Raw genomic sequence first — 24,638 nt, 5'->3', positions numbered from 1 at the left:
TGAAGTCAGTCACTTATGTGTCGTGAAAGGTGGCCAATGGCCGGCTTTTGCCGGTTGTCCGGCGGGGAGGTGGCAATCTGATGCCGCTTGCGCCGGCGGGCGGCGGATTTCTGTCGCGGCGTAACCCGGCGGCGGGCGCCGGGTCTGCCTTGGCTTTACTGGGCGTCGAAGGCCTGGCCGTTGACGCCGCTGCTGTCCGGGCCCATCAGGTAGAGGTAGACCGGCATGATCTCCTCCGGCAGCGGACGGCTGGCCGGGTTCTCGCCCGGATAGGCCTGGGCGCGCATGGCGGTGCGGGTGGCGCCGGGGTTGACGCTGTTGGCGCGCACGTTGCCGATGCCGTCCAGTTCGTCGGCCATCACCTGCATCAGGCCCTCGGTGGCGAACTTGGATACCGCGTAGGCGCCCCAGTAGGCGCGGCCCTTGCGCCCGACGCTGCTGGAGGTGAACAGCACCGAGGCGTCGTCCGACAGCTTGAGCAGCGGCAGCAGGGTGCTGCTGAGCATGAACATGGCGTTGACGTTGACGTGCATCACGCGCATGAAGTTGTCGCCGGAGAGCTGCTCCAGCGGCGTGCGCGGGCCGAGGATCGAGGCATTGTGCAGCAGGCCGTCGAGGCGGCCGAATTCGTTCTCGATCATCACCGCCAGTTCGTCGTACTGGTGCGGCAGGGCGGTTTCCAGGTTGAAGGGAATCACCACCGGCTGCGGATGGCCGGCGGCCTCGATCTCGTCGTAGACCTGGCTGAGGTTGGCTTCGGTCTTGCCCAGCAGCAGCACGGTGGCGCCATGGGCGGCGAAGCTCTTGGCCGCCGCCGCGCCGATGCCGCGACCGGCGCCGGTGATCAGGATCACCCGATCCTTGAGCAGGTTGGGGCGGGCTTGATAGTCGAACATGGATCGTATCTCGTGATGGCGTAGGTTGGGTTGAGCGCAGCGAAGCCCAACGAGTCAGCAGCTGCAGAGCGCGTGGTCGAGCACGGCGCGCAGTTCCAGCGGGTGGTCGACCACCACGTCGGCGCCCCAATGGCGTGGGTTGTCGTCGGGGTGGATATAGCCGTAGGTGACCGCCGCGGTCTTGCAGCCGGCGGCGCGGCCAGACTCGATGTCGCGCGCATCGTCGCCGATGAACAGCACTTCGCCGGGCTGCACGCCGAGCTGCTCGCAGGCCAGCAGCAGCATGTCCGGCGCCGGCTTGCTCTGTTCGACGTGATCCGGGCAGACCAGCACGGCCGAGCGCTCGGCCAGGCCTAGGCGCTGCATGATCGGCTCGGCGTAGCGCAGCGGCTTGTTGGTGGCCACGCCCCACAGCAGGCGCGCCTGCTCGATGTCGCCGAGCAGGGCGTCGATGCCGTCGAAGGGGCGGGTCAGCACCGCGCAGTGCTCCTGGTAGCGTTCGAGGAATTCCTGGCGCAGGGCCTCGAAGGCGGCCGAGTCCGGGTCGTCGGCGAAGGCGCAGGCGACCATGGCGCGGGCGCCGCCGGAGACCTGGTCGCGAATCGCCTTGTCCGCCAGCGGCGGCAGGCCGCGGGCGGCGCGCATGGCCTGGGTGATGGCGATGAAGTCCGGCGCCGAGTCGAGCAGGGTGCCGTCCATGTCGAAGAGAACCGCGCGCAGGCGCATCAGGCCTCCTTCAGGGTCTGGATCATGTAGTTGACGTCGACGTCGGCTTCCAGCTTGTAGTGCTTGGTCAGCGGGTTGTAGGTCAGGCCGACGATATCCTTGACCTCCAGGCCGGCGGCGCGGCTCCAGGCGCCCAGCTCGGAGGGGCGGATGAATTTCTTGAAATCGTGGGTGCCGCGCGGCAGCAGGCGCAGCAGGTACTCGGCACCGATCACCGCGAACAGGTAGGCCTTGGGGTTGCGGTTGATGGTGGAGAAGAACACCTGGCCGCCGGGCTTGACCAGCTTGTGGCAGGCGCGGATCACCGAGGACGGGTCGGGCACGTGTTCGAGCATCTCCAGGCAGGTGACCACGTCGAACTGGTCGGGCAGTTCCTCGGCCAGGGCTTCGGCAGTGCTCTGCCGGTACTCCACCTCGACGCCGGACTCCAGCTGGTGCAGCTGGGCCACCGACAGCGGCGCCTCGCCCATGTCGATACCCATCACCGTGGCGCCGCGCTGGGCCATGGCCTCGCTGAGAATGCCGCCGCCGCAGCCGACGTCCAGCACGCGCTTGCCGGCCAGGCCGACGCGCTCGTCGATCCAGTTGACCCGCAGCGGGTTGATGTCGTGCAGGGGTTTGAACTCGCTCTGAAGATCCCACCAGCGATGGGCCAGGGCCTCGAATTTGGCGATTTCGGCGCGGTCGACGTTGCTCATAGGGTTCTCTGCAAAAGCCTTGAATTCGGTGTGCCGCCCATGTTGCCAGTTTCGGCGGCGGCATTGGGCGACGCGGGGACTCTCAATGTATGTCAGTTTGTCGCAGTCGTATCGGCGTTGTGGCCTGGACGGACCGCTATTTCCCGGGTTTCAGCCGGATTACCGCTTGGCGATCCGCTCGCCCCAGGCCCTGGCCCGGGCGATCAGCTCGTCTTCGTCCATGCGCGTCAGGCGGCGCTCGTCGAGCAGCTGCTTGCCGCCGACCCACAGGTGCTTCACGCAGTCGCGGCCGCTGGCGTAGATCAGCTGCGACACCGGATCGTAGATCGGCTGCTGGGCCAGCCCCGAGAGGTCGAAGGCGACCAGGTCGGCGAGCTTGCCGACTTCCAGCGAGCCGATCTGGGCGTCCAGGCCGAGCGCGCGGGCGCCGCCCAGGGTAGCCATGCGCAGTGCGCTGTGGGCGTTCAGGGCGGTGGCCGAGCCGGCCACGGCCTTGGCCAGCAGCGCGGCGGTGCGGGTCTCGCCGAGCAGGTCGAGGTCGTTGTTGCTCGCCGCGCCGTCGGTGCCGATGGCGACGTTGACCCCGGCCTGCCACAGGCGCTCGACCGGGCAGAAGCCGCTGGCCAGCTTGAGGTTGGATTCCGGGCAGTGGATCACGCTGCAGTTGTGCTCCACCAGCAGCGCCAGGTCGGCGTCGTCGATCTGGGTCATGTGCACGGCCTGGAAGCGCGGGCCGAGCAGGCCGAGCCGGGCCAGGCGGGCCAGCGGCCGCTCGCCGCGCTGGGCCAGGGCCTCGGTCACTTCCTGGGCGGTCTCGTGCACGTGCATATGGATGCCGGCGTCCAGCTCGTCGGCCAGCACGCGGATTTGCTCGAGCTTGTCGTCGCTCACCGTGTAGGGCGCGTGCGGGCCGAAAGCGATGCGGATGCGTGGGTGCTGCTTGAGGTCGTCGAACAGCTGCAGGCCCTTGCGCAGCGCCTCGGCGGCGTCGCGCGCGCCGGGGATGGCGAAGTCCAGCACGGGAATGGTGATCTGCGCGCGCATGCCGGCGTTGTGCACCCGCTCGGCGGCGACCTGCGGGTAGAAGTACATGTCGGAGAAACAGCTGATGCCGCCCTTGAGCTGCTCGGCGATGGCCAGGTCGGTGCCGTCGCGGACGAAGGCCTCGTCGACCCACTTGGCCTCGGCCGGCCAGATGTGCTCGTGCAGCCAGGTCATCAGCGGCAGGTCGTCGGCGATGCCGCGCAGCAGGCTCATGGCGGCGTGGCCGTGGGCGTTGACCAGGCCGGGGGCGAGCAGGCAGTCCGGCAGTTCGCGCACCTCGCGGGCGGGCAGGCGCAGGGCCTCGGCGCGCGGCGCGAGCAGGGCGATGCGGCCGTCGCGGATGCCCAGGGCATGCTCGCGCAGCACCACGCCGGCCGGCTCCACGGGCACCAGCCAGGTGGGCAGGAGCAGCAGGTCGAGAGGGGCGTCGGGCATGGTCGGCGGTCCGCTTGGCGTGAAGGTTGCGTGTGAAGGTCGCCAGTGTATAGAGGAACATCCGGCGCTTGAAGTCGAAGGCCGGCGCGGCGCGGCTGGATTCTTCGGTCGGCAGCTGCTTGTCTGCGTATAATCCGCGATTTTTTGGCGGCGAAGGGCGAGGTGTGCGATGCGCGAGCAATTGCTGGCGGCGGAGAAGGTTCAGGCAATCGACTGGCGCGACGGCGCCCTGTACCTGCTCGATCAGCGTCGGTTGCCGCAGCGCCAGACCTGGCTGCGCTTCGATTCGGCGGCAGCGGTGGCCGAGGCGATCACCGACATGGTGGTGCGCGGTGCGCCGGCCATCGGCATCGCCGCCGCCTATGGTCTGGTGCTGGCGGCGCGTGCGCGGCTGCAGGCCGGCGGCGACTGGCGCGCGGCGCTGGAGGCCGACTTCGCCCGGCTCGGCGAGTCGCGGCCGACCGCGGTCAACCTGTCCTGGGCGCTGCAGCGCATGCGCGAGCGCCTGCAGCGGCTCAAGGACGGCGAAGAGGTGCTGGCCCAGCTCGAAGCCGAGGCCGTCGCCATCCACACCAGCGACCGCGAAGCCAACCTGACCATGGCCCAGCTGGGCATGGAGCTGATCCGCAAGTATCAGGGCAATCCGCAGGTGCTGCTGACCCACTGCAACGCCGGCGCCCTGGCCACCGGCGGCTTCGGCACCGCACTGGGAGTGATCCGTGCGGCTCATCTGGAGGGCCTGGTCGAGCACGTGCATGTCGACGAGACCCGGCCCTGGCTGCAGGGCGCGCGCCTGACCGCCTGGGAGCTGGCCGGCGACGGCGTGCCGGTGAGCCTGAACGCCGACGCCGCGGCGGCGCACCTGATGAAGACCAAGGGCATCAGCTGGGTGATAGTCGGCGCCGACCGCATCACCGCCAACGGCGACGTGGCCAACAAGATCGGCACCTATCAGCTGGCGGTCAACGCCATGCACCACGGCGTGCGCTTCATGGTGGTGGCGCCCAGCTCGACCATCGACATGGCGCTGGAAAGCGGCGAGGACATCGTCCTGGAGGAGCGTGACGGCGCCGAGCTGCTGGAAGTCGCCGGGCAGCGGGTGGCGGCGGAGGTGGCGGTGGTCAATCCGGTGTTCGACGTGACGCCTGCCGATCTGATCGATTACATCGTGACCGAGAAAGGTGTGGTCGAGCGCCCGGACAGCGCCAAGATGGCCCAGTTGATGTGTCGCAAGCGTCTGCACTGAACGGGCTGTGCTGCTTCGCACAAGGTGAGGCGGTGTCGTTCGCGGCGTCCATCGGTGCTCGACCCTCGCCATTCGCGGTGGGCTGGCCCGCCGTCCTCTCGTCCCGCCCAGGGCCGGTTCCGGGGTAGGTGTGCGGCACGCTTTGTGGTAATCTCCGGCAGTTTTCAAGGGGGCTGCTCGCGGCCGCCTTCACTGCATCGAATCGTGGCATAACTCGTTGATTTGTCGTGAGTCGCTGATGGCCTGAGGCCATGGCGACGTACTCCATGGCGTTCAGGAAGAATGACGCGGAGTTTCACCAGAAAAAGGAACCAGGCTTCTCATGGGCGAACTGGCCAAAGAAATCCTCCCGGTCAATATCGAAGACGAGCTGAAACAGTCCTACCTCGACTACGCGATGAGCGTGATCGTCGGGCGTGCACTGCCGGACGCGCGCGACGGCTTGAAGCCGGTGCACCGTCGCGTGCTGTTCGCGATGAGCGAGCTGGGCAACGACTGGAACAAGCCGTACAAGAAGTCCGCCCGTGTGGTCGGTGACGTGATCGGTAAGTACCACCCGCACGGCGACACCGCCGTGTACGACACCATCGTGCGCATGGCCCAGGACTTCTCCCTGCGCTACATGCTGGTGGACGGCCAGGGCAACTTCGGTTCGGTGGACGGCGACAACGCCGCGGCCATGCGTTACACCGAGGTGCGCATGGCCAAGCTGGCGCATGAGCTGCTGGCCGACTTGGACAAGGAAACCGTCGACTGGGTGCCCAACTACGACGGCACCGAACAGATTCCTGCGGTGATGCCGACCAAGGTGCCGAACCTGCTGGTCAACGGCTCGTCCGGTATCGCCGTGGGCATGGCCACCAACATCCCGCCGCACAACCTCGGTGAAGTGATCGACGGCTGCCTGGCGCTGATCGACAACGCCGACCTGACCGTCGACGACCTGATGCAGTACATCCCGGGTCCCGACTTTCCCACCGCCGGCATCATCAATGGCCGTGCCGGTATCATCGAGGCCTATCGCACCGGTCGCGGGCGCATCTATATCCGCGCCCGCGTCGAGGTCGAGGACATCGACAAGGTCGGCGGCCGCCAGCAGCTGGTGGTCACCGAGCTGCCGTACCAGCTGAACAAGGCGCGTCTGATCGAGAAGATCGCCGAGCTGGTCAAAGAGAAGAAGATCGAAGGCATCACCGAGCTGCGCGACGAGTCCGACAAGGACGGCATGCGCGTGGTGATCGAGCTGCGTCGTGGTGAAGTGCCGGACGTGGTGCTGAACAACCTGTACGCCCAGACCCAGATGCAGAGCGTGTTCGGTATCAACGTGGTGGCGCTGGTCGACGGCCAGCCGAAGACGCTGAACCTCAAGGACATGCTCGAAGTGTTCGTCCGTCACCGCCGCGAAGTGGTGACCCGGCGTACCGTCTACGAGCTGCGCAAGGCGCGCGAGCGCGGCCATATCCTCGAAGGTCAGGCGGTCGCCCTGTCCAACATCGACCCGGTGATCGAGCTGATCAAGGCCTCGCCGACCCCGGCCGAAGCCAAGGAGCGCCTGATCGCCACCGCCTGGGAATCGTCCGCCGTGGAGGCCATGGTCGAGCGCGCCGGCGCCGACTCCTGCCGCCCGGAAGGCCTGGATGCGCAATACGGCCTGCGCGACGGCAAGTACTACCTGTCGCCGGAGCAGGCCCAGGCCATCCTCGAGCTGCGCCTGCACCGCCTGACCGGCCTGGAGCACGAGAAGCTGCTGGCCGAGTACCAGGAAATCCTCCAGCTGATCGGCGAGCTGATCCACATCCTGACCAGCCCCGAGCGGCTGATGGAAGTGATTCGCGAGGAGCTGGAGAAGGTCAAGGCCGAGTTCGGCGACGCCCGCCGTACCGAAATCGTCGCCTCGCGCATGGATCTGACCATCGCCGACCTGATCACCGAAGAAGAGCGCGTGGTCACCATCTCCCATGGCGGCTACGCCAAGAGCCAGCCGCTGGCCGCCTACGAGGCGCAGCGCCGCGGCGGCAAGGGCAAGTCGGCCACCGGGGTGAAGGACGAGGACTACGTCGAACACCTGCTGGTCGCCAACAGCCACGCCACCCTGCTGCTGTTCTCCAGCAAGGGCAAGGTCTACTGGCTGCGCACCTTCGAGATTCCCGAGGCCTCGCGTACCGCGCGCGGTCGTCCGCTGGTCAACCTGTTGCCGCTGGACGAGGGCGAGCGCATCACCGCGATGCTGCAGATCGACCTGGAAGCCCTGCAGCAGAGCGCCGGCGCCGACGAAGACCTGGACGACGAAGGCGTGCTGATCGAAGGCGAAGTGGTCGAGGCCGAAGCGCCTGCCGCCGAGCCGGCCGAAGACGGCGAGACCGAACTGGCCAACGACGAGCCGACCGGCGCCTACATCTTTATGGCCACCGCCTTCGGTACCGTGAAGAAGACCCCGCTGGTGCAGTTCAGTCGTCCGCGCAGCGCCGGTCTGATCGCGCTGAAGCTGGAAGAGGGCGACACCCTGATCGCCGCGGCCATCACCGATGGCGCCAAGGAAGTCATGCTGTTCTCCGACGGTGGCAAGGTCATCCGCTTCCAGGAAAAACACGTGCGCATCATGGGCCGTATTTCCCGTGGCGTGCGCGGCATGCGCCTGCCGGAAGGCCAGCGCCTGATCTCCATGCTGATCCCCGAAGCCGGCGCGCAGATCCTCACCGCCTCCGAGCGCGGCTATGGCAAGCGTACCCACCTGGGCGACTTCCCCCGTCGCGGTCGCGGCGGCCAGGGCGTGATCGCCATGGTCAGCAACGAACGTAACGGCAAGCTGGTCGGCGCCATCCAGGTGCAGGACGGCGAGGAAATCATGCTGATCTCCGACCAGGGTACCCTGGTGCGTACCCGCGTCGACGAGGTCTCCAGCTCCGGCCGCAACACCCAGGGCGTGACCCTGATCAAGCTGGCCAAGGACGAGACCCTGGTCGGCCTGGAGCGGGTGCAGGAACCGACCGTGGTCGAGGACGAGGAGCTGGTCGAAGGCGAGGAGGGCGCCGAAGTCGCCGAATCCGCCGAGGCGCCGGTCGCCGACGCCGAGGACGGCAGCGAGGAGTGAAATCGGGCTCCGTGGGGGCTTCAGCCGCGACTGTCGCCGTTGAAGCGCCCCCACAGGCGCGGTGACAGTGTGGACATGCCATCGCCTGGTGGTGGCGTTCTGTGAATCTGAGAGAGACAGACGTGAGCAAGCGAGCTTTTAACTTCTGCGCCGGCCCGGCCGCGCTGCCGACCGCCGTACTGGAACGCGCCCAGGCCGAGATGCTCGACTGGCAGGGCAAGGGTCTGTCGGTGATGGAAATGAGCCACCGCAGCGACGAGTACGTGGCCATCGCCAGCCAGGCCGAACAGGACCTGCGCGACCTGCTCGCCGTGCCCAACGACTACAAGGTGCTGTTCCTTCAGGGCGGCGCCAGCCAGCAGTTTGCCGAGATTCCGCTCAACCTGCTACCGGAAGACGGCGTGGCCGATTACATCGAGACCGGTATCTGGTCGAAGAAGGCCATCGAGGAAGCGCGTCGCTACGGGCGCATCAACGTCGCCGCCAGCGCCAAGGCGCACGACTACTTCGCCATCCCGGGGCAGAACGACTGGCAGCTGTCCAAGGGCGCGGCCTACCTGCACTACTGCAGCAACGAGACCATCGGCGGCCTGCAGTTCGACTGGGTGCCGCAGACCGGCGATACCCCGCTGGTGGCGGACATGTCCTCGGACATCCTCTCGCGCCCGCTCGACGTCTCGCAGTTCGGTCTGATCTACGCCGGCGCGCAAAAGAACATCGGCCCCAGCGGCCTGGTGGTGGTGATAGTGCGCGAGGACCTGCTCGGCCGCGCCCGCTCCAGCTGCCCGACCATGCTCGACTACAAGGTCTCGGCCGACAACGGCTCGATGTACAACACCCCGGCCACCTATTCCTGGTACCTGTCCGGCCTGGTGTTCCAGTGGCTCAAGGAGCAGGGCGGTGTCGAGGCCATGGAGCGTATCAACCGCGCCAAGAAGGACCTGCTGTACAAGGCCATCGACGGCAGCGATTTCTACAGCAACCCCATCGCCCACAACGCCCGTTCCTGGATGAACGTGCCGTTCCGCCTGGCCGACGAGAAGCTGGACAAGGTCTTCCTCGCCGGCGCCGACGCGCGCGGCCTGCTCAATCTCAAGGGCCATCGCTCGGTGGGCGGCATGCGTGCCTCCATCTACAACGCGGTCGGGATGGATGCGGTCGAGGCGCTGGTGGCCTATATGGCCGAGTTCGAGAAGGAGCATGGCTGAGATGTCCGAGCAGGAACTGCAGGCCCTGCGCCTGCGCATCGACAACCTCGACGAACGCATCCTCGAGCTGATCAGCGACCGCGCGCGCTGCGCCGAAGAAGTGGCGCGGGTGAAGATGAAGGAACTCAAGGAAGGCGAGTCGCCGGTGTTCTACCGCCCTGAGCGCGAGGCCCAGGTGCTCAAGCGCATCATGGAGCGCAACCAGGGCCCGCTGGGTAACGAGGAAATGGCGCGGCTGTTCCGCGAGATCATGTCCTCCTGCCTGGCCCTGGAGAACCCGCTGAAAGTCGCCTATCTCGGTCCTGAAGGCACCTTCAGTCAGGCCGCGGCGATGAAGCATTTCGGTCACGCGGTGATCAGCGTGCCGATGGCGGCCATCGACGAGGTGTTCCGCGAAGTGGCCGCCGGCGCGGTGAACTTCGGCGTGGTGCCGGTGGAGAACTCCACCGAGGGTGCGATCAACCACACCCTGGACAGCTTCCTCGAGCACGACATGGTGATCTGCGGCGAAGTCGAGCTGCGCATCCACCATCACCTGTTGGTCGGCGAGACCACCAAGACCGACAAGATCACCCGCATCTACTCCCATGCCCAGTCGCTGGCACAGTGCCGCAAGTGGCTCGATGCGCACTACCCGAACGTCGAGCGCGTGGCGGTCTCCAGCAACGCCGACGCCGCCAAGCGGGTCAAGAGCGAGTGGAACAGCGCGGCCATCGCCGGCGACATGGCGGCCAATCTGTATGGCCTGACCAAGCTGGCCGAGAAGATCGAGGACCGCCCGGACAACTCCACGCGCTTTCTCATCATCGGCAGCCAGGAAGTGCCGCCGACCGGCGACGACAAGACCTCGATCATCGTCTCCATGCGCAACAAGCCGGGCGCGCTACACGAGCTCCTGGTGCCGTTCCACAACAACGGCATCGACCTGACCCGCATCGAAACCCGGCCGTCGCGCAGCGGCAAGTGGACCTACGTGTTCTTCATCGACTTCGTCGGCCACCACCGCGACCCGCTGATCAAGGACGTGCTGGAGAAGATCGGCCAGGAGGCCGTGGCGCTCAAGGTGCTGGGTTCCTATCCGAAGGCGGTGCTGTAACCCGCGTCCTCGTAGGAGCGGCTTTAGTCGCGATATTGGCGACTGAAGTCGCTCCTACGAGGCCTATGGCGCTCGGTCGAGACAATGAGGTTTGTGATGAGTTGCGATTTCCTAGCCCTGGCCCAGCCAGGCGTGCAGAAGCTGTCCCCCTATGTGCCGGGCAAGCCGGTCGACGAGCTGGCCCGCGAGCTGGGTCTGGATCCGGCCGGCATCGTCAAGCTGGCCAGCAACGAGAACCCACTCGGCCCCAGCGCCAAGGTGCTGGCGGCGATCCGTGCCGAACTGGACGAGCTGACCCGTTATCCGGATGGCAATGGCTTCACCCTCAAGACCGCGCTGGCCGCCCGCTACGGCGCGGGCGCGGCGCAGGTCACCCTGGGCAACGGCTCCAACGACATTCTCGAGCTGGTCGCCCGCGCCTACCTGGCGCCGGGGCTTAACGCCGTGTTCAGCGACTACGCCTTCGCCGTCTACCCCATCGCCACCCAGGCGGTCGGCGCGCAGGGCAAGGCGGTGCCGGCCAGGGACTACGGCCACGACCTGGACGCCATGCTCGCGGCCATCGACGCCAATACCCGCGTGGTGTTCATCGCCAACCCCAACAACCCGACCGGCACCTGGTTCGGCCCGGCGGCGCTAGACGCTTTCCTGGCCAAGGTGCCGGAGTCGGTGCTGGTGGTGCTGGACGAGGCCTATATCGAATACGCTGAAGGTGATGAGCTGCCGGATGGCCTCGATTACCTGGCCCGCTATCCGAACTTGCTGGTTTCGCGCACCTTCTCCAAGGCCTATGGCCTGGCCGCGTTGCGCGTGGGCTATGCGATCAGCTCGCCGGCCATCGCCGATGTGCTCAACCGCGTGCGCCAGCCGTTCAACGTCAACAGCCTCGCGCTGGCCGCTGCCTGCGCGGCGCTCGCCGATGCCGAGTACCTGGCCGAGAGCCGTCGCCTCAACGATGCCGGCATGCAGCAGCTGCAGGATGGCTTGCGCGCGCTGGGTCTGAGCTGGATTCCCAGCAAAGGCAACTTTATTGCCGTCGACTTTGGCCGCGACACCGCGGCGATCAACCAGGCGCTGCTGCGCGAGGGCGTGATAGTGCGGCCGATGGCCGGCTACCGCATGCCCCACTTCCTGCGCGTATCCATCGGCCTGCCGCAGGAGAACGCGCGCTTCCTCGAGGCCCTGGCCAAGGTGTTGTCGGCGTGACTGTCACCGCAGTGCAATCGAGCGCCCCTAAGATCGGCCGCCTGGTGGTGGTCGGCCTCGGCCTGATTGGCGGCTCCTTCGCCAAGGGCCTGCGCGAGCGCGGCCTGTGCCGCGAGGTGGTGGGCGTCGATCTGGATGCCGAGTCGCGGCGCCTGGCGGTGCAGCTGGGCGTGGTCGATCGCTGCGAGACCGATCTGGCCGCCGCCTGTCAGGGTGCCGAGGTGATCCAGCTGGCGGTGCCTATCCTGGCCATGGAGAAGCTGCTGGCCGAGCTGGCCAAGCTCGATCTCGGCGATGCGGTGCTGACCGACGTCGGCAGTGCCAAGGGCAATGTGCTGCGCGCCGCGCGCCTGGCCTTCGCCGGCAAGAGCGTGCGGCTGGTGCCGGGCCATCCCATCGCCGGCTCCGAGCAGAGCGGGGTGGAGGCGGCCAAGGCGACGTTGTTTCGCCGCCACAAGGTCATCCTGACGCCTTGCGAGCACAGCGACGAGGCGGCCCTGGCGCTGGTGGAAGGCCTGTGGCGCGAGCTGGGTGCGGATGTCGAGTCGATGGAGGTGGAGCACCACGATCAGGTGCTCGCCGCCACCAGCCACCTGCCGCACCTGTTGGCCTTCACCCTGGTCGACTCGCTGGCCAAGCGCAGCGAGAACCTGGAGATTTTCCGTTACGCCGCCGGCGGCTTTCGCGACTTCACGCGGATCGCCGGCAGCGATCCGGTGATGTGGCACGATATCTTCCTCGCCAACCGCGAGGCCGTGCTGCGCACCCTGGACACCTTTCGCGACGACCTCGACGCCCTGCGCGACGCGGTCGACGCCGGGGATGGGCATCAACTGCTGGGCGTGTTCACCCGCGCCCGCGTGGCCCGCGAACATTTCAGCAAAATTCTGGCCCGCAGGGCCTATGTGGACGCTATGCACTCGACCGATCTGATTTTCCTGGCAAAACCCGGTAGCAGCCTGTCCGGACGCATTCGCGTGCCCGGCGACAAGTCCATCTCGCACCGCTCGATCATGCTCGGCTCGCTGGCCGAAGGCACCACTGAGGTCGAGGGCTTCCTCGAAGGCGAAGACGCCCTGGCCACCCTGCAGGCCTTCCGCGACATGGGCGTGGTGATCGAAGGCCCGCACCACGGTCGCGTCACTATTCATGGTGTCGGCCTCAATGGCCTGAAGGCGCCGGCCGGCCCGCTGTACATGGGTAACTCCGGCACCTCCATGCGCCTGCTCTCCGGCCTGCTCGCCGCGCAGCCGTTCGACACCACCCTGACCGGCGACGCCTCGCTGTCCAAGCGTCCGATGAACCGCGTGGCCAAGCCGCTGCGTGAAATGGGCGCGGTGATCGAGACCGGCCCGGAAGGGCGTCCGCCGCTGACCATCAAGGGCGGCCAGCGCCTGACCGGCATGGACTACGAGATGCCGATGGCCAGCGCCCAGGTCAAGTCCTGCCTGCTGCTGGCCGGCCTGTACGCCGCCGGCAAGACCTCGGTGACCGAGCCGGCGCCGACCCGCGACCACACCGAGCGCATGCTGCGCGGCTTCGGCTACCCGGTGAGCGTGGAGGGCAGCACCGCCACTGTCGAGTCCGGGCACAAGCTCAGTGCTACCCGTATCGAAGTGCCGGCCGATATTTCCTCGGCGGCCTTCTTCCTGGTGGCGGCGAGCATTGCCGAAGGTTCCGAACTGGTGCTGGAGCACGTCGGCATCAACCCGACCCGCACTGGGGTGATCGACATCCTCAAGCTGATGGGCGGCGATATCAGCCTGGAAAACCAGCGCGAGGTGGGTGGCGAGCCGGTGGCCGATATCCGCGTGCGCTCGGCCAAGCTCAAGGGCATCGATATTCCCGAAGACCTGGTGCCGCTGGCCATCGACGAATTCCCGGTGCTGTTCATCGCCGCCGCCTGCGCCCAGGGCCGCACCGTACTGCGCGGCGCCGAAGAGCTGCGAGTGAAGGAGTCCGACCGTATCCAGGTCATGGCTGACGGTCTGGTCGCCCTGGGCGTGAAGGCCGAGCCGACTCCGGACGGCATCGTCATCGAAGGTGGCGCCATCGGCGGCGGCGAAGTCTGGGCGCACGGCGACCACCGTATCGCCATGTCCTTCAGCGTCGCCTCGCTGCGCGCCAGCGCGCCGATCCGCATTCACGACTGTGCCAACGTCGCCACCTCCTTCCCCAACTTCCTCGCCCTGGCGGCCGAAGTCGGCATCCAGGTGGCCGAAGAGGGCAAGGCATGAACGCCCCGGTGATCACAGTCGACGGGCCGAGCGGTTCCGGCAAGGGCACGCTTTGTGCCCTGCTGGCCAAGCAGCTGGGCTGGAACCTGCTCGACTCCGGTGCGCTGTACCGCCTGCTGGCCTTCGCCGCCGGCAACCACGGCATCGACCTGACCAACGAGGAGGCGCTCAAGCAACTGGCCGCCCACCTCGACGTGCAGTTCACCGGCAAACGCATCGTCCTCGAAGGCGAGGAAGTGACCGACGCCATTCGCAACGAACAGATCGGCGCCGGCGCGTCCATGGTCGCTTCGCTGCCGGCGGTGCGCGAGGCGCTGCTGCAGCGCCAGCGCGCCTTCCAGGAGGCGCCGGGGCTGGTGGCCGATGGCCGCGACATGGGCACCGTGGTGTTTCCCGATGCGCCGCTGAAGGTCTTCCTCACCGCCAGCGCCGAGGAGCGTGCGCGTCGCCGCTACTTGCAGTTGAAGGCCAAGGGCGATGATGTTAATCTCGCGAGTCTTCTCGACGAGATTCGGGCGCGCGACGAGCGCGATACCCAGCGCGCGGTGGCGCCGCTCAAGCCGGCTGCTGACGCAATCCTGCTGGATTCCACCGAGCTGTCCATCGAGCAAGTGTTAGAGCGCATTCTGCGCGAGGTCGCCGATCGCGATCTCGCCGGGTAAGAGCCACAGCTGCCTAAGCTGACCGGCTCGCAAGGAGGCATGCGGGAGACCAGTCCTAGTCCCGCAGGCCTCTTTTTACATGAACGAACCCACATTGTCTGGAGTGTGGTTTGGGCGAATCCCCGCCCTTGACAACAGGAATCAACATGAGCGAAAGCTTTGCAGAACTTTTTGAAGAAAGCCTGAAATCCCTCGACATGCAGCCGGGCGCCATCATCACCGGCATCGTCGTCGACATCGACGGTGACTGGGTTACCGTCCATGCCGGTCTGAAGTCCGAGGGCGTCATCCCGCTCGACCAGTTCTTCAACGAACAAGGCGAGCTGACCATCAAGGTCGGTGACGAAGTCCACGTTGCGCTGGACGCGGTTGAAGATGGCTTCGGTGAAACCAAGCTGTCCCGCGAGAAAGCCAAGCGCGCTGAGTCCTGGCTGGTTCTGGAAGCTGCGTTCAACGCTGAAGAAGTGGTCAAGGGCGTTATCAACGGTAAGGTCAAAGGCGGCTTCACCGTTGACGTCAACGGCATCCGCGCGTTCCTGCCGGGTTCCCTGGTCGATGTCCGTCCGGTGCGTGATACCACTCACCTGGAAGGCAAAGAGCTCGAGTTCAAGGTCATCAAGCTGGACCAGAAGCGCAACAACGTTGTCGTTTCCCGTCGCAGCGTGCTGGAAGCCGAGAACAGCGCCGAGCGCGAAGCCCTGCTGGAATCCCTGCAGGAAGGTCAGCAGGTCAAAGGTATCGTCAAGAACCTCACCGACTACGGCGCCTTCGTGGACCTGGGCGGCGTAGACGGCCTGCTGCACATCACCGACATGGCCTGGAAGCGCATCAAGCACCCGTCCGAGATCGTCAACGTTGGCGACGAGATCGACGTCAAGGTCCTGAAGTACGACCGCGAGCGCAACCGCGTCTCCCTGGGTCTGAAGCAGCTGGGCGAAGATCCGTGGGTTGCCATCAAGGCCCGTTACCCGGAAAACACCCGCGTCATGGCGCGCGTCACCAACCTCACCGACTACGGCTGCTTCGCCGAGCTGGAAGAAGGCGTGGAAGGCCTGGTACACGTGTCCGAAATGGACTGGACCAACAAGAACATCCACCCGTCGAAAGTCGTCAACGTCGGCGACGAAGTGGAAGTCATGGTTCTGGACATCGACGAAGAGCGTCGTCGTATCTCCCTGGGTATCAAGCAGTGCAAGACCAACCCGTGGGAAGACTTCTCCGGTCAGTTCAACAAGGGTGACAAGATCTCCGGCACCATCAAGTCGATCACCGATTTCGGTATCTTCATTGGTCTGGACGGCGGCATCGACGGCCTGGTTCACCTGTCCGACATCTCCTGGAACGAAGCCGGCGAAGAAGCCGTGCGTCGCTTCAAGAAGGGCGACGAGCTGGAAACCGTCATCCTGTCGGTTGACCCGGAGCGCGAGCGCATCTCCCTGGGCATCAAGCAGCTGGAAGACGATCCGTTCAGCAACTACGTCTCGATCAACGACAAGGGCACCATCGTCCGCGGCGTCGTGAAGGAAGTGGATGCCAAGGGCGCCATCATCGACCTGGGCAACGAGATCGAAGCTACCCTGAAAGCCTCCGAAATCAGCCGTGACCGCGTTGAAGACGCGCGCAACGTCCTGAAAGAAGGCGACGAAGTCGAAGCCAAGATCATCAGCGTCGACCGCAAGTCCCGCGTTATCAGCCTGTCCATCAAGTCGAAAGACGTCGAGGACGAGAAGGACGCGATGAAGGAACTGCGTAACAAGCAAGACGTTGAAAGCACCGGCCCGACCACCATCGGTGATCTGATCCGTGCTCAGATGGAAAACCAGAACTAAGTTCGGGTAACTCCATCAAGAAAAGGGCGACCCTCGGGTCGCCCTTTTTGTTTCTCGCCTTCCTGAATCTCGCCACTGCCGAGATGGATTTACCCGCAAACCTCGCGCGTGAAGCGCCATGGCTGTGGGGTAGGGTGGAAGCGTTTTCCGCCGGCATGCGTACAAAGGTGCGGTATATGCCTGATGCCGCCATGGCCTGCGCGGCGTTGCCGGGCAAGGGCTTGCGCGCATGCGCTCGGCGATATAAGGCGATCACTCCCCAGATTGCGCTAACACCTTGTTTTTTAGGCTGTTCAAATGCTGATCAGCATGCTAAAACCACTCTATCGAGTGATCTAGCCGCTTGAAAAAGAAGGGAAAACCATGACCAAGTCGGAGTTGATCGAAAGAATTGTCACCCACCAAGGTCAGCTGTCCTCCAAGGATGTCGAGCTGGCTATCAAGACCATGCTGGAACAAATGTCCCAGGCACTGGCCACTGGCGACCGCATCGAAATTCGCGGCTTCGGCAGTTTCTCTCTCCACTACCGCGCCCCGCGCGTGGGTCGCAACCCGAAAACCGGCCAGTCGGTGCGCCTGGACGGCAAGTTCGTGCCGCATTTCAAGCCGGGCAAAGAGCTGCGCGACCGGGTGAACGAAGACGAGTAGGCCGGCGCTGTAGAGCCATGCCTCAGGGCAGGCTGCTTTGGCGTTGTGTTTGGTCTGCAGGTAAGACGAATGCTCGGTTCCGGCGACCCTCCTGAAGCGCTAGGTTTTGCGCGCGAGTTCCTTCGCTGACATGCAGCCCGATGCTCTTGATTTCTATGGATTTTCCCATCGGTCCCGATTGTGCGGAGTAAATCACTGTAATAGGGGAACATTTCGAAGGAAAAACTGCCATATTCTCCCTGAGCACATGTGGATGCGCGCTCTGCCGATCCTGAAGTCGGGTTGGTGGAGGTTTATGGAGGAGCGTTGACGAATTGCTCATATGGAGTTTCCTCGCGATATGCAAGACCAATCTCCGCGGCCCCGCCGTGATGATGAGATCGACCTGGTCGAACTGCTTCAATCCCTGTTTCGGCAAAAATATCTGATTTTATTCATTGCTTGCATGGTCGTTTTGGTGGCTGTGGCATATGCCTTTCTGGCGACGCCGTACTATCAAGTGCAAAGCATCCTTCGTCCTGTTGAGCGGGGGAGTCTCGATGAGCTCAACGGTACCGGTGTCTATGAATTGACCCCGGAAGAGGCGCTGGGGCGCGTTGCCTCAAGCCTCTCTTCTTACGAAAGCCGCCTTAGATTTTTCCGCGATCGCCAAGAGTTATTCGCGGGGCTGATCCAGCCCGGCCGCTCGCTGGAGCAGGCGTTCGAGGAATTCAATCGCACCGCGTTCAGCATGCTGCAGCCCGACCCCAAGAAAACCAACAACCTGAGTGCATTTGTAGGTATCTCTTTGACTTACCCAGAGGGGGTCGCCGGAGTTGAAGTGGTCAACGCGCTGGTCGCCGATGTGCTGAGGGGGGAGCGTGAGCGTATCGCGAGTGATTTAGAGGTACTGATTGCCAATCGCCTGCTCTCGCTAGAGAAAAAGGTCGAAGCGGCGCGCGCGAGTTACGAGGCTGGCAAGGAGGCAGAAATAGCCAGTCTGCTGGAACAAGACACTTTGCGCCGCGCCGAACTGCAAGATGAGCTGCAAGCCTTGCGTGGTGAGTTGAAAGCTCGCCGCGAGAGCCGTATTAAATTGCTCGACGAAGCTATCCAAATAGCCGAGTCGCTGGGTATCGGTAAGCCTACTACGCCTTCCGCCATGGCAGACGCCCAGCGTCAGGGGCAAGTGGTGCGCACCGAAGTGAACAATCGCGAAATTCCGCTTTATTTCATGGGGAGCGAAGCGCTGCGGGCCGAGCGGCAGGCGCTGAGCGAGCGTCGTTCGGACGACTTCAGCGAACCTCGAATAGCCGAGATAGAGAAGGAGTTGGCTCTGTTGAGCCACAATCGGCAGGTGGAGATCCTCAAACAGCGCAAGAATGAAGACCTGTACCTCACAGGCTTGGCGGAATGGCGGCAAGAGGCGGCTCAGCTTAGAGGGATCAAGTTCGATAGCAGTACCTTGCAACTGGTCCGCCTAGATCAGCTGGCGCTCGAGCCGCTCGCAGCGCTCAAGCCGAAGAAGACGTTGATCATTGGTCTTGGCGCTGTCGCCGGTCTGATGCTGGGGGGCGTGGTGGCATTGCTGCGTAACCTGCTCCATCCCCGCATGCGCGAAGTCCCCTAGCGTTAGAGGTTTGCAATTCTATGAGCAGCTTTGCAGCTTCCGCTTGCACCTGGAGGATAAAGCGTTAATGGGCGAGGTGTGGAGAATATGCTGTCCATCACAAAGTTCCCGTCCGTCTGTCATTGACTGCAAGGTGGTTGTCAAGACTTGAAATGTTGTGTGGCGCAGGCAAAATGCCGCCACGTCCTTACAGGTGGGGCGTAAGCCCTCTATGCCGCGCTCCAAAGTGAGCGGCGCGTGGCAGAAAAGTGCGACGGCGTGCTTTCAAGGATCGCTGCCGCCCACCGATGCATGAGTGACGCATTTTTTGGAAGATGGATCTCAAGTCGTGAATGCAATCTCTCCCGCCGTACAGCAAGCCCCCAGCGACGAAATCGACCTGGCTGCATTATTTCATTCGCTCTGGGAGCAGAAGTGGCTGGTTGCACTGGTCACTCTGCTGGTTGGTTTGGCTGCCGTAACCTATGCCTTTCTGGCCACTCCGGAGTATCAGGTGCAAAGCGTGCTGCGCCCTGCAGCTATTAAAGACCTTGATGCCCTGAACGGTACCGACATTTATGAGCTCGAGCCGGCTCAAGCCATGCGCCGCGTTGGAGCCGCTTTGGAGTCCTATGACAGCCGTCTGGAGTTCTTTCGAGCGAATCAGGGGTTGTTCGAGGCCTTGCGCCAACCCAATCGTAGCCTCGAGCAAACCTTCGAGAGCTTCAATCGGGAGGCTTTCAAGATGCTCCAGCCCGATCCGAAGAAAACCGACAGCCTCAGCGCTTATGTCGGTATCCAGCTGACCTATCCGGCGGGTGTCGACGGCGTTGCCTTGGTCAATGGCCTGGTCGAGCACGCCATCCAGTTGGAGCGCGGGCGGATCGCCGCGGATCTGCAGGCGGTAATCCAGAACCGCCTTAATCAACTCGAGCTGAAGACTGCCGCAGCTCGTGCAAATTACGAGGCCAGCAAGGAAGCCAGGATCGCCGAGTTGCTCGAGGCGGATAGCCTCAAACGTGCGGAGCTGCAAGATGAACTGAAGGCGCTGCGCCAGCAACTCAAGGCCCGCCGCGACAATCGCATCATCCAGCTCGATGAGGCGATCCGCATCGCCAAGGCGCTGGGGATCGCCAAACCCACCACGCCTTCCGCGCTAGGCGAAGGCGAACGTGTAGCGCAAGGCAGCGTGATCCGTACCGAGGTCAATAACCAGCAGATACCGCTCTATTTCATGGGCAGCGAAGCGCTGGAAGCCGAGCGCAACGCCTTGCTGCAGCGTCGCTCCGACGACTTTACCGAGCCGCGCATCGCGCAGATCGGCAAAGAACTCAAGCTGTTGGAAAGCAACCGCCAGGTCGAGGTGCTCAAGCAGCGAGAGAATGAAGACCTGTTCCTCAAGGATCTGGCCATTTGGCGCGAAGAGGCTGCTCGCCTGCGTAACCTGCAGTTCGAGGTTGCCGATCTCAAGCTGGTAGCGATCGATCAGTCCGCCGTGGAGCCCCTGAAACCGATCAAACCCAAGAAGGCGCTGATTCTGGCAGTGGGTCTGGTGCTCGGCGGCATGCTAGGCCTGTTTATCGCCCTATTGCGCAATATGTTGCGCCGCAAGCCCGATGCTTTCGCCTAGGTGAACGCTGTACGAGAATCGGCGCATAGCCTGTAGGGGCAGGGGGCACCCAGTCCTTGCCGCGGCTCGCATTCCGGCGATCCATTTGTAGGGTGCGCTGTGCGCACCAAGTTTACAAAGGCAAGCAATGGATCGCAGCCGGCGCTCAGCCGCCGGCATCGTTAACGGATTAACAGGATCGAGCAGATGAATTACCCCGATATCCTGCATCACGGCTCCAAGGATGGTGTGACCGGCTCCTGCCACCAACTGCTGATGGACGCCGAGCACAGCCTGCTGATCGATTGCGGCCTGTTCCAGGGCGCGGAGACTTCGCCCGAAGGCAAATCCGGCGCCGGCCACCTGGCCATTGAGTTTCCCCTGGACACGATCAGGGCCCTGGTCGCCACCCACGTGCATATCGATCACGTCGGGCGTATCCCCTACCTGCTGGCTGCCGGCTTCAAGGGGCCGATTCTCTGTAGTGAACCCTCTGCCAAACTGTTGCCCATCGTGCTGGAGGATGCCTTCAAGCTCGGTTTCAGTCGCGAGCAGAAGCAGGTCGAGCGCTACATCAAGCTGATCGAACAGCGCATCATCGCCTTGCCCTACAAAACCTGGTTCACCCTGCACGATACAGAGAACCTGATCTGCCGCATTCGTCTGCAGCGCGCCGGGCATATCCTAGGCTCGGCCTATGTGGAGATTGACCTGCACTATCCCCAGTCCAGCGAGAAGAAACGCATCGTTTTCTCCGGCGACCTGGGTGCGCCACATGCGCCTCTGTTGCCGGCCCCCAAGCCGCCGTACCGTGCGGACATCCTGGTGATCGAAAGCACCTACGGCGACCGCCTGCACGAGGATCGCCGCAGCCGCCGGCGACGCCTGGAAAGTGTCATCGAGCACGCCCTGGCCGACAACGGCACGGTACTGATCCCGGCTTTCAGCATCGGCCGTACCCAGGAACTGCTCTACGAGCTGGAAGACATCATCCACCGCAAACTCAATGCTGATGGAAAAGGGCGAGGGAGCAGAGTCGCTCTTAGTCCCCGCCTCCCTCCGGGAGACGACTGCATGGATGCAGGAGATAGAGCGACGCAGGATGCCAAAGCCGAGGGGCTAGGTGTGAGGGAAGGCGGGGTGAGAGGCAAAGCCGGTAGCGACAGCAAAGCCAACATCGACTGGCCTGCATTACCCATCATTCTCGACTCGCCCCTGGCCAGCCGATTCACCCAGGTCTACCGCGACCTCAAACCCTTCTGGGATAACGAAGCGCTGCAGCGAGTGAAACAGGGCCGCAACCCACTGGAGTTCGCGCAGCTGCTCACCGTTGACAGCCACCAGGCGCATCTGGCCATGGTCCGCCACCTGACGGAAACCGCTCGTCCGGCCATCGTCATTGCAGGGAACGGAATGTGCAGCAGCGGTCGAATTGTCAATTATCTGAAATCCATGCTGCACGACCCGCGGCACAACGTCCTCTTCGTCGGCTACCAGGCCCAAGGCACCCCGGGCCGGGTCATCCAGACCTATGGCCCGCGTGGCGGCTATGTAGATCTGGACGGGCAACGCTATGACATTCGAGCTCAAATCCATACCATAGGCGGCTATTCGGCCCATGCGGACCAGAAGGGATTAGTAAATTTTGTTACGCGAATGCGGGAATGGCCGTCAGAAGTGAGGATTGTGCATGGCGAGCCAGAGGCGAAGCAGCAACTGAGTGCGGCATTGCATGTCAGATATAAAGAGGTGGAATGGGATGTAAGTATTGCTATTCCGCGCTAGGTCGTGTGGAGCGCACCTGACTGGGATGCACTCCTCACAGGAAGGCCGCATGGTAACGCGATAGAAGCATCAGCAGTGCACCTCCTGGTTAGAGTGATTGCAGAAGCGAAGCGGCCTCTGGATTTCGCTCCAGTGCCTTGATTCAGTAAGACTTTTAGGAAAGACAATGCTCAAGCTTGAAGATGTAAGACTGGCAGTTATTGGCCTTGGCTATGTCGGGCTGCCGCTGGCTGTCGAGTTCGGCAAGGTGCGTTCGGTAGTGGGGTTCGATATCAATGCTCCGCGTATTCGCGCCCTTGAAGAGGGACATGACACGACCCTAGAGGTAAGTAATGAAGACCTCACCAGTGCAAAGCAACTGAGTTTCACAACGAGCATTGCAAGTTTGACTGAATGCAATGTGTTTATCGTTACTGTCCCGACGCCTATCGATGAGCATCGGCAACCTGATCTGACTCCGCTGGTGAAAGCTTCGGAAACTATCGGGAAAGTTTTGAAACGTGGTGACATCGTCATCTATGAGTCAACAGTATACCCAGGTGCAACAGAAGAAGACTGTGTACCGGTTCTAGAGGAAGTTTCCGGCCTGAAGTTCAATGTCGACTTTTTTGCCGGGTACAGCCCTGAGCGTATCAATCCGGGTGACAAGGAACATCGTGTTACCACCATAAAGAAGGTCACTTCTGGCTCTACTGTAGAAGTTGCGGAATTGGTAGATGCGCTCTATAAGCAAATCATCGTTGCTGGCACACACAAAGCGGGCAGTATCAAAGTAGCCGAAGCTGCTAAGGTCATCGAGAACACTCAGCGGGATCTCAATATTGCATTGATTAATGAGTTAGCCATCATCTTCAATAGAATGGGAATCGATACTGAGGCTGTACTCCAGGCCGCCGGCACCAAATGGAACTTCCTGCCCTTTCGTCCTGGGCTGGTCGGTGGACATTGTATCGGAGTCGATCCGTATTATCTCACGCACAAAGCGCAATCCATCGGCTATCACCCCGAGATCATTCTTGCCGGTCGCCGCTTGAATGATGGCATGGGTGCTTATGTGGTATCACAGCTGGTCAAGGCCATGCTCAAGCGGCGGATTCATGTCGATGGCGCTCGAGTATTGATTATGGGCCTGACCTTCAAGGAAAACTGCCCAGACCTACGCAACACTAAGGTAGTGGATATTATTCGTGAGTTGGCGGATTACAACATTGAGGTCGATGTCTACGATCCTTGGGTTAGCGTCGAAGAGGCACAGAATGAATATGGTATCACTCCTATTATAGAGCCAGCAGTCAATACTTACGACGGTATAATACTCGCTGTAGCCCACAATGAATTTTGCGCTTTGGGCGCAAAAAACATTCGCAAGCATGGTAAGGTCGATCATGTGTTATATGATCTTAAATACCTGCTGAGCGCTGAGGAGTCCGACCTCCGCCTGTAACTGTCGTCGATGGGCTCGTACGACAGGGATTTATAAAACCTGGCACATTGCTTTAATCGACATCCCTTTCGAAAGCAGCGAGCGTGCCGGTCCACCTCAAAAATAGAATTGAGTTTATGACATCCTACGAATCTTTGTTGCAAGAACTACCTGCTACTCCGAAAGTCTGGCTCATAACCGGAGTAGCCGGTTTTATCGGCTCCAATCTGTTGGAAACGCTACTTAAACTCGACCAGCGTGTAATTGGGGTGGACAACTTTGTCACTGGTCACCGTCGTAACCTCAACGAAGTTCAAAGCCTAGTTACTGCTGAGCAATGGGAATGTTTTCGCTTTATTGAAGGCGACATTCGTAATCTACAGACATGCCAAAAAGCATGTGACGGTGTTGATTACGTCCTTCATCAAGCCGCACTAGGCTCAGTTCCGCGCTCTATCGCTGATCCGATAGCCACCAACGACACTAATATCAGCGGCTTTCTTAATATGCTAGTCGCCGCACGCGATGCAGAGGTGAAAAGCTTTACCTACGCCGCGTCTAGCTCCACCTACGGCGATCACCCCGGCCTGCCCAAAGTAGAAGACGTCATCGGTAAACCGTTATCGCCGTATGCCGTGACCAAGTACGTCAACGAACTCTATGCAGACGTCTTTGCCAAAACCTACGGATTCAACACCATCGGTTTGCGTTACTTCAATGTATTCGGTAAACGGCAGGATCCAGAAGGGGCTTATGCCGCTGTCATCCCCAAGTGGACCGCTGCCATGATTAAGGGGGAATGTATTCATATCAATGGAGACGGTGAAACCAGTCGAGATTTTTGTTTCGTGGAAAATGCTGTTCAAGCCAATCTACTGGCAGCAGTTACTTTTGCGTCTGAGGCGAAAAACCAAGTATATAATGTTGCAGTTAGTGGTAGAACCACTCTGAATGAGCTTTTTATACATATAAAAAATGCATTAATAGTAAATGGCATTAATTATGATGGGGAGCCTATCTTCAGGGGGTTTCGTCCAGGCGATGTTCGTCACTCTCAAGCCAGTATAGTTAAGGCGGAACATATGTTGGGGTATTCGCCAAGGTATGACATCAGAAGTGGAATCGATAGCAGTATGCCTTGGTATATTGGGTTTGTTAGGGGGTGATTTGGTTGTCGTATGTATTGCGGGGGGGGGGGGCATATTTTTTTG

General features: G+C 62.5%; 18 protein-coding genes. 14 read left to right on the top strand and 4 right to left on the bottom strand.

Translation table 11 applies throughout. The annotated features are described in order from the left end of the window. Positions 1 to 155 precede the first annotated feature (155 nt). The 4 genes from ACIGFL_RS08535 to ACIGFL_RS08520 form a co-directional block, all read right to left on the bottom strand. Positions 156 to 896 (bottom strand): YciK family oxidoreductase, encoded by a 741-nt coding sequence (locus tag ACIGFL_RS08535; protein ID WP_021444340.1) that lies wholly within the window; start codon positions 894 to 896, stop codon positions 156 to 158. Between the two features lie 54 nt (positions 897 to 950). After that, a complete protein-coding gene (gene mupP / locus ACIGFL_RS08530) occupies positions 951 to 1,622 on the bottom strand; it encodes an N-acetylmuramic acid 6-phosphate phosphatase MupP (RefSeq protein ID WP_397496865.1) in 672 nt (223 codons plus the stop codon). Next, on the bottom strand, positions 1,622 to 2,320 hold the full coding sequence (ubiG, locus tag ACIGFL_RS08525) for a bifunctional 2-polyprenyl-6-hydroxyphenol methylase/3-demethylubiquinol 3-O-methyltransferase UbiG (RefSeq protein WP_397496864.1): 699 nt from the start codon (positions 2,318 to 2,320) through the stop codon (positions 1,622 to 1,624). The genes mupP and ubiG overlap by 1 nt, the downstream gene beginning before the upstream one ends. 159 nt (positions 2,321 to 2,479) lie before the next feature. Then, entirely contained in the window at positions 2,480 to 3,799 is a 1,320-nt protein-coding gene (locus ACIGFL_RS08520) for a TRZ/ATZ family hydrolase (protein ID WP_397496863.1), read from the bottom strand. 169 nt (positions 3,800 to 3,968) lie between these two features. Between ACIGFL_RS08520 and mtnA the strand changes: the two genes are divergently transcribed. The 14 genes from mtnA (at position 3,969) to ACIGFL_RS08450 (ending at position 24,593) form a co-directional block, all read left to right on the top strand. Continuing rightward, a complete protein-coding gene (mtnA, locus tag ACIGFL_RS08515; protein ID WP_397496862.1) occupies positions 3,969 to 5,045 on the top strand; it encodes an S-methyl-5-thioribose-1-phosphate isomerase in 1,077 nt (358 codons plus the stop codon). 322 nt (positions 5,046 to 5,367) lie between these two features. Further along, positions 5,368 to 8,136, top strand: a complete 2,769-nt coding sequence (gene gyrA, locus ACIGFL_RS08510) for a DNA gyrase subunit A (RefSeq protein ID WP_021445088.1) — start codon at positions 5,368 to 5,370, stop codon at positions 8,134 to 8,136. Positions 8,137 to 8,258: 122 nt separating this feature from the next. Beyond that, on the top strand, positions 8,259 to 9,344 hold the full coding sequence (gene serC, locus ACIGFL_RS08505) for a 3-phosphoserine/phosphohydroxythreonine transaminase (RefSeq protein ID WP_397496861.1): 1,086 nt from the start codon (positions 8,259 to 8,261) through the stop codon (positions 9,342 to 9,344). Between the two features lies 1 nt (position 9,345). Then, a complete protein-coding gene (gene pheA, locus ACIGFL_RS08500) occupies positions 9,346 to 10,440 on the top strand; it encodes a prephenate dehydratase (RefSeq protein WP_021445090.1) in 1,095 nt (364 codons plus the stop codon). A 96-nt stretch (positions 10,441 to 10,536) separates the two neighbouring features. Continuing rightward, on the top strand, positions 10,537 to 11,646 hold the full coding sequence (gene hisC, locus ACIGFL_RS08495) for a histidinol-phosphate transaminase (protein WP_397496860.1): 1,110 nt from the start codon (positions 10,537 to 10,539) through the stop codon (positions 11,644 to 11,646). Beyond that, positions 11,643 to 13,883: a bifunctional prephenate dehydrogenase/3-phosphoshikimate 1-carboxyvinyltransferase gene (locus tag ACIGFL_RS08490; RefSeq protein WP_397496859.1), complete on the top strand. Its 2,241-nt coding sequence runs from the start codon at positions 11,643 to 11,645 to the stop codon at positions 13,881 to 13,883. Before hisC ends, ACIGFL_RS08490 begins: the two co-directional genes overlap by 4 nt. Further along, positions 13,880 to 14,545 carry a (d)CMP kinase gene (cmk, locus tag ACIGFL_RS08485; RefSeq protein ID WP_021445093.1) on the top strand — a complete coding sequence of 222 codons (666 nt, stop codon included), beginning with the start codon at positions 13,880 to 13,882 and terminating at the stop codon, positions 14,543 to 14,545. Before ACIGFL_RS08490 ends, cmk begins: the two co-directional genes overlap by 4 nt. Before the next feature lie 146 nt (positions 14,546 to 14,691). Then, the gene (rpsA, locus tag ACIGFL_RS08480; protein WP_021445094.1) at positions 14,692 to 16,374 is read left to right on the top strand and encodes a 30S ribosomal protein S1; all 1,683 of its coding nucleotides are present in this window, start codon (positions 14,692 to 14,694) and stop codon (positions 16,372 to 16,374) included. 363 nt (positions 16,375 to 16,737) lie between these two features. Then, the gene (gene ihfB / locus ACIGFL_RS08475) at positions 16,738 to 17,022 is read left to right on the top strand and encodes an integration host factor subunit beta (protein WP_003243558.1); all 285 of its coding nucleotides are present in this window, start codon (positions 16,738 to 16,740) and stop codon (positions 17,020 to 17,022) included. A gap of 340 nt (positions 17,023 to 17,362) precedes the next feature. Further along, on the top strand, positions 17,363 to 18,631 hold the full coding sequence (locus ACIGFL_RS08470) for a Wzz/FepE/Etk N-terminal domain-containing protein (protein ID WP_397496858.1): 1,269 nt from the start codon (positions 17,363 to 17,365) through the stop codon (positions 18,629 to 18,631). Between the two features lie 328 nt (positions 18,632 to 18,959). Then, entirely contained in the window at positions 18,960 to 20,240 is a 1,281-nt protein-coding gene (locus ACIGFL_RS08465) for a Wzz/FepE/Etk N-terminal domain-containing protein (protein WP_397496857.1), read from the top strand. Between the two features lie 186 nt (positions 20,241 to 20,426). Next, positions 20,427 to 22,004 (top strand): MBL fold metallo-hydrolase RNA specificity domain-containing protein, encoded by a 1,578-nt coding sequence (locus ACIGFL_RS08460; protein ID WP_397496856.1) that lies wholly within the window; start codon positions 20,427 to 20,429, stop codon positions 22,002 to 22,004. Positions 22,005 to 22,170: 166 nt separating this feature from the next. Then, entirely contained in the window at positions 22,171 to 23,448 is a 1,278-nt protein-coding gene (gene tviB, locus ACIGFL_RS08455; RefSeq protein ID WP_397496855.1) for a Vi polysaccharide biosynthesis UDP-N-acetylglucosamine C-6 dehydrogenase TviB, read from the top strand. Between the two features lie 116 nt (positions 23,449 to 23,564). Then, complete coding sequence (locus ACIGFL_RS08450; protein ID WP_397496854.1) at positions 23,565 to 24,593, top strand: NAD-dependent epimerase/dehydratase family protein; 1,029 nt, start codon at positions 23,565 to 23,567, stop codon at positions 24,591 to 24,593. Positions 24,594 to 24,638 lie beyond the last annotated feature (45 nt).

Origin of the sequence: Pseudomonas sp. NPDC077649 (assembly GCF_044542855.1) — a bacterium.
Taxonomy (GTDB): domain Bacteria; phylum Pseudomonadota; class Gammaproteobacteria; order Pseudomonadales; family Pseudomonadaceae; genus Aquipseudomonas.
The sequence above is the reverse complement of the archived record's forward strand: the minus strand, read 5'-3'. Positions and strand labels throughout refer to the sequence as shown.

Bases quoted from the DNA above. Each gene is read 5' to 3' on its own strand.
- ACIGFL_RS08535 (WP_021444340.1), bottom strand. From the start codon at position 896: ATGTTCGACTATCAAGCCCGCCCCAACCTGCTCAAGGATCGGGTGATC.
- mupP (WP_397496865.1), bottom strand. From the start codon at position 1,622: ATGCGCCTGCGCGCGGTTCTCTTCGACATGGACGGCACCCTGCTCGAC.
- ubiG (WP_397496864.1), bottom strand. From the start codon at position 2,320: ATGAGCAACGTCGACCGCGCCGAAATCGCCAAATTCGAGGCCCTGGCC.
- ACIGFL_RS08520 (WP_397496863.1), bottom strand. From the start codon at position 3,799: ATGCCCGACGCCCCTCTCGACCTGCTGCTCCTGCCCACCTGGCTGGTG.
- mtnA (WP_397496862.1), top strand. From the start codon at position 3,969: ATGCGCGAGCAATTGCTGGCGGCGGAGAAGGTTCAGGCAATCGACTGG.
- gyrA (WP_021445088.1), top strand. From the start codon at position 5,368: ATGGGCGAACTGGCCAAAGAAATCCTCCCGGTCAATATCGAAGACGAG.
- pheA (WP_021445090.1), top strand. From the start codon at position 9,346: ATGTCCGAGCAGGAACTGCAGGCCCTGCGCCTGCGCATCGACAACCTC.
- hisC (WP_397496860.1), top strand. From the start codon at position 10,537: ATGAGTTGCGATTTCCTAGCCCTGGCCCAGCCAGGCGTGCAGAAGCTG.
- cmk (WP_021445093.1), top strand. From the start codon at position 13,880: ATGAACGCCCCGGTGATCACAGTCGACGGGCCGAGCGGTTCCGGCAAG.
- rpsA (WP_021445094.1), top strand. From the start codon at position 14,692: ATGAGCGAAAGCTTTGCAGAACTTTTTGAAGAAAGCCTGAAATCCCTC.
- ihfB (WP_003243558.1), top strand. From the start codon at position 16,738: ATGACCAAGTCGGAGTTGATCGAAAGAATTGTCACCCACCAAGGTCAG.
- ACIGFL_RS08470 (WP_397496858.1), top strand. From the start codon at position 17,363: ATGCAAGACCAATCTCCGCGGCCCCGCCGTGATGATGAGATCGACCTG.
- ACIGFL_RS08460 (WP_397496856.1), top strand. From the start codon at position 20,427: ATGAATTACCCCGATATCCTGCATCACGGCTCCAAGGATGGTGTGACC.
- tviB (WP_397496855.1), top strand. From the start codon at position 22,171: ATGCTCAAGCTTGAAGATGTAAGACTGGCAGTTATTGGCCTTGGCTAT.
- ACIGFL_RS08450 (WP_397496854.1), top strand. From the start codon at position 23,565: ATGACATCCTACGAATCTTTGTTGCAAGAACTACCTGCTACTCCGAAA.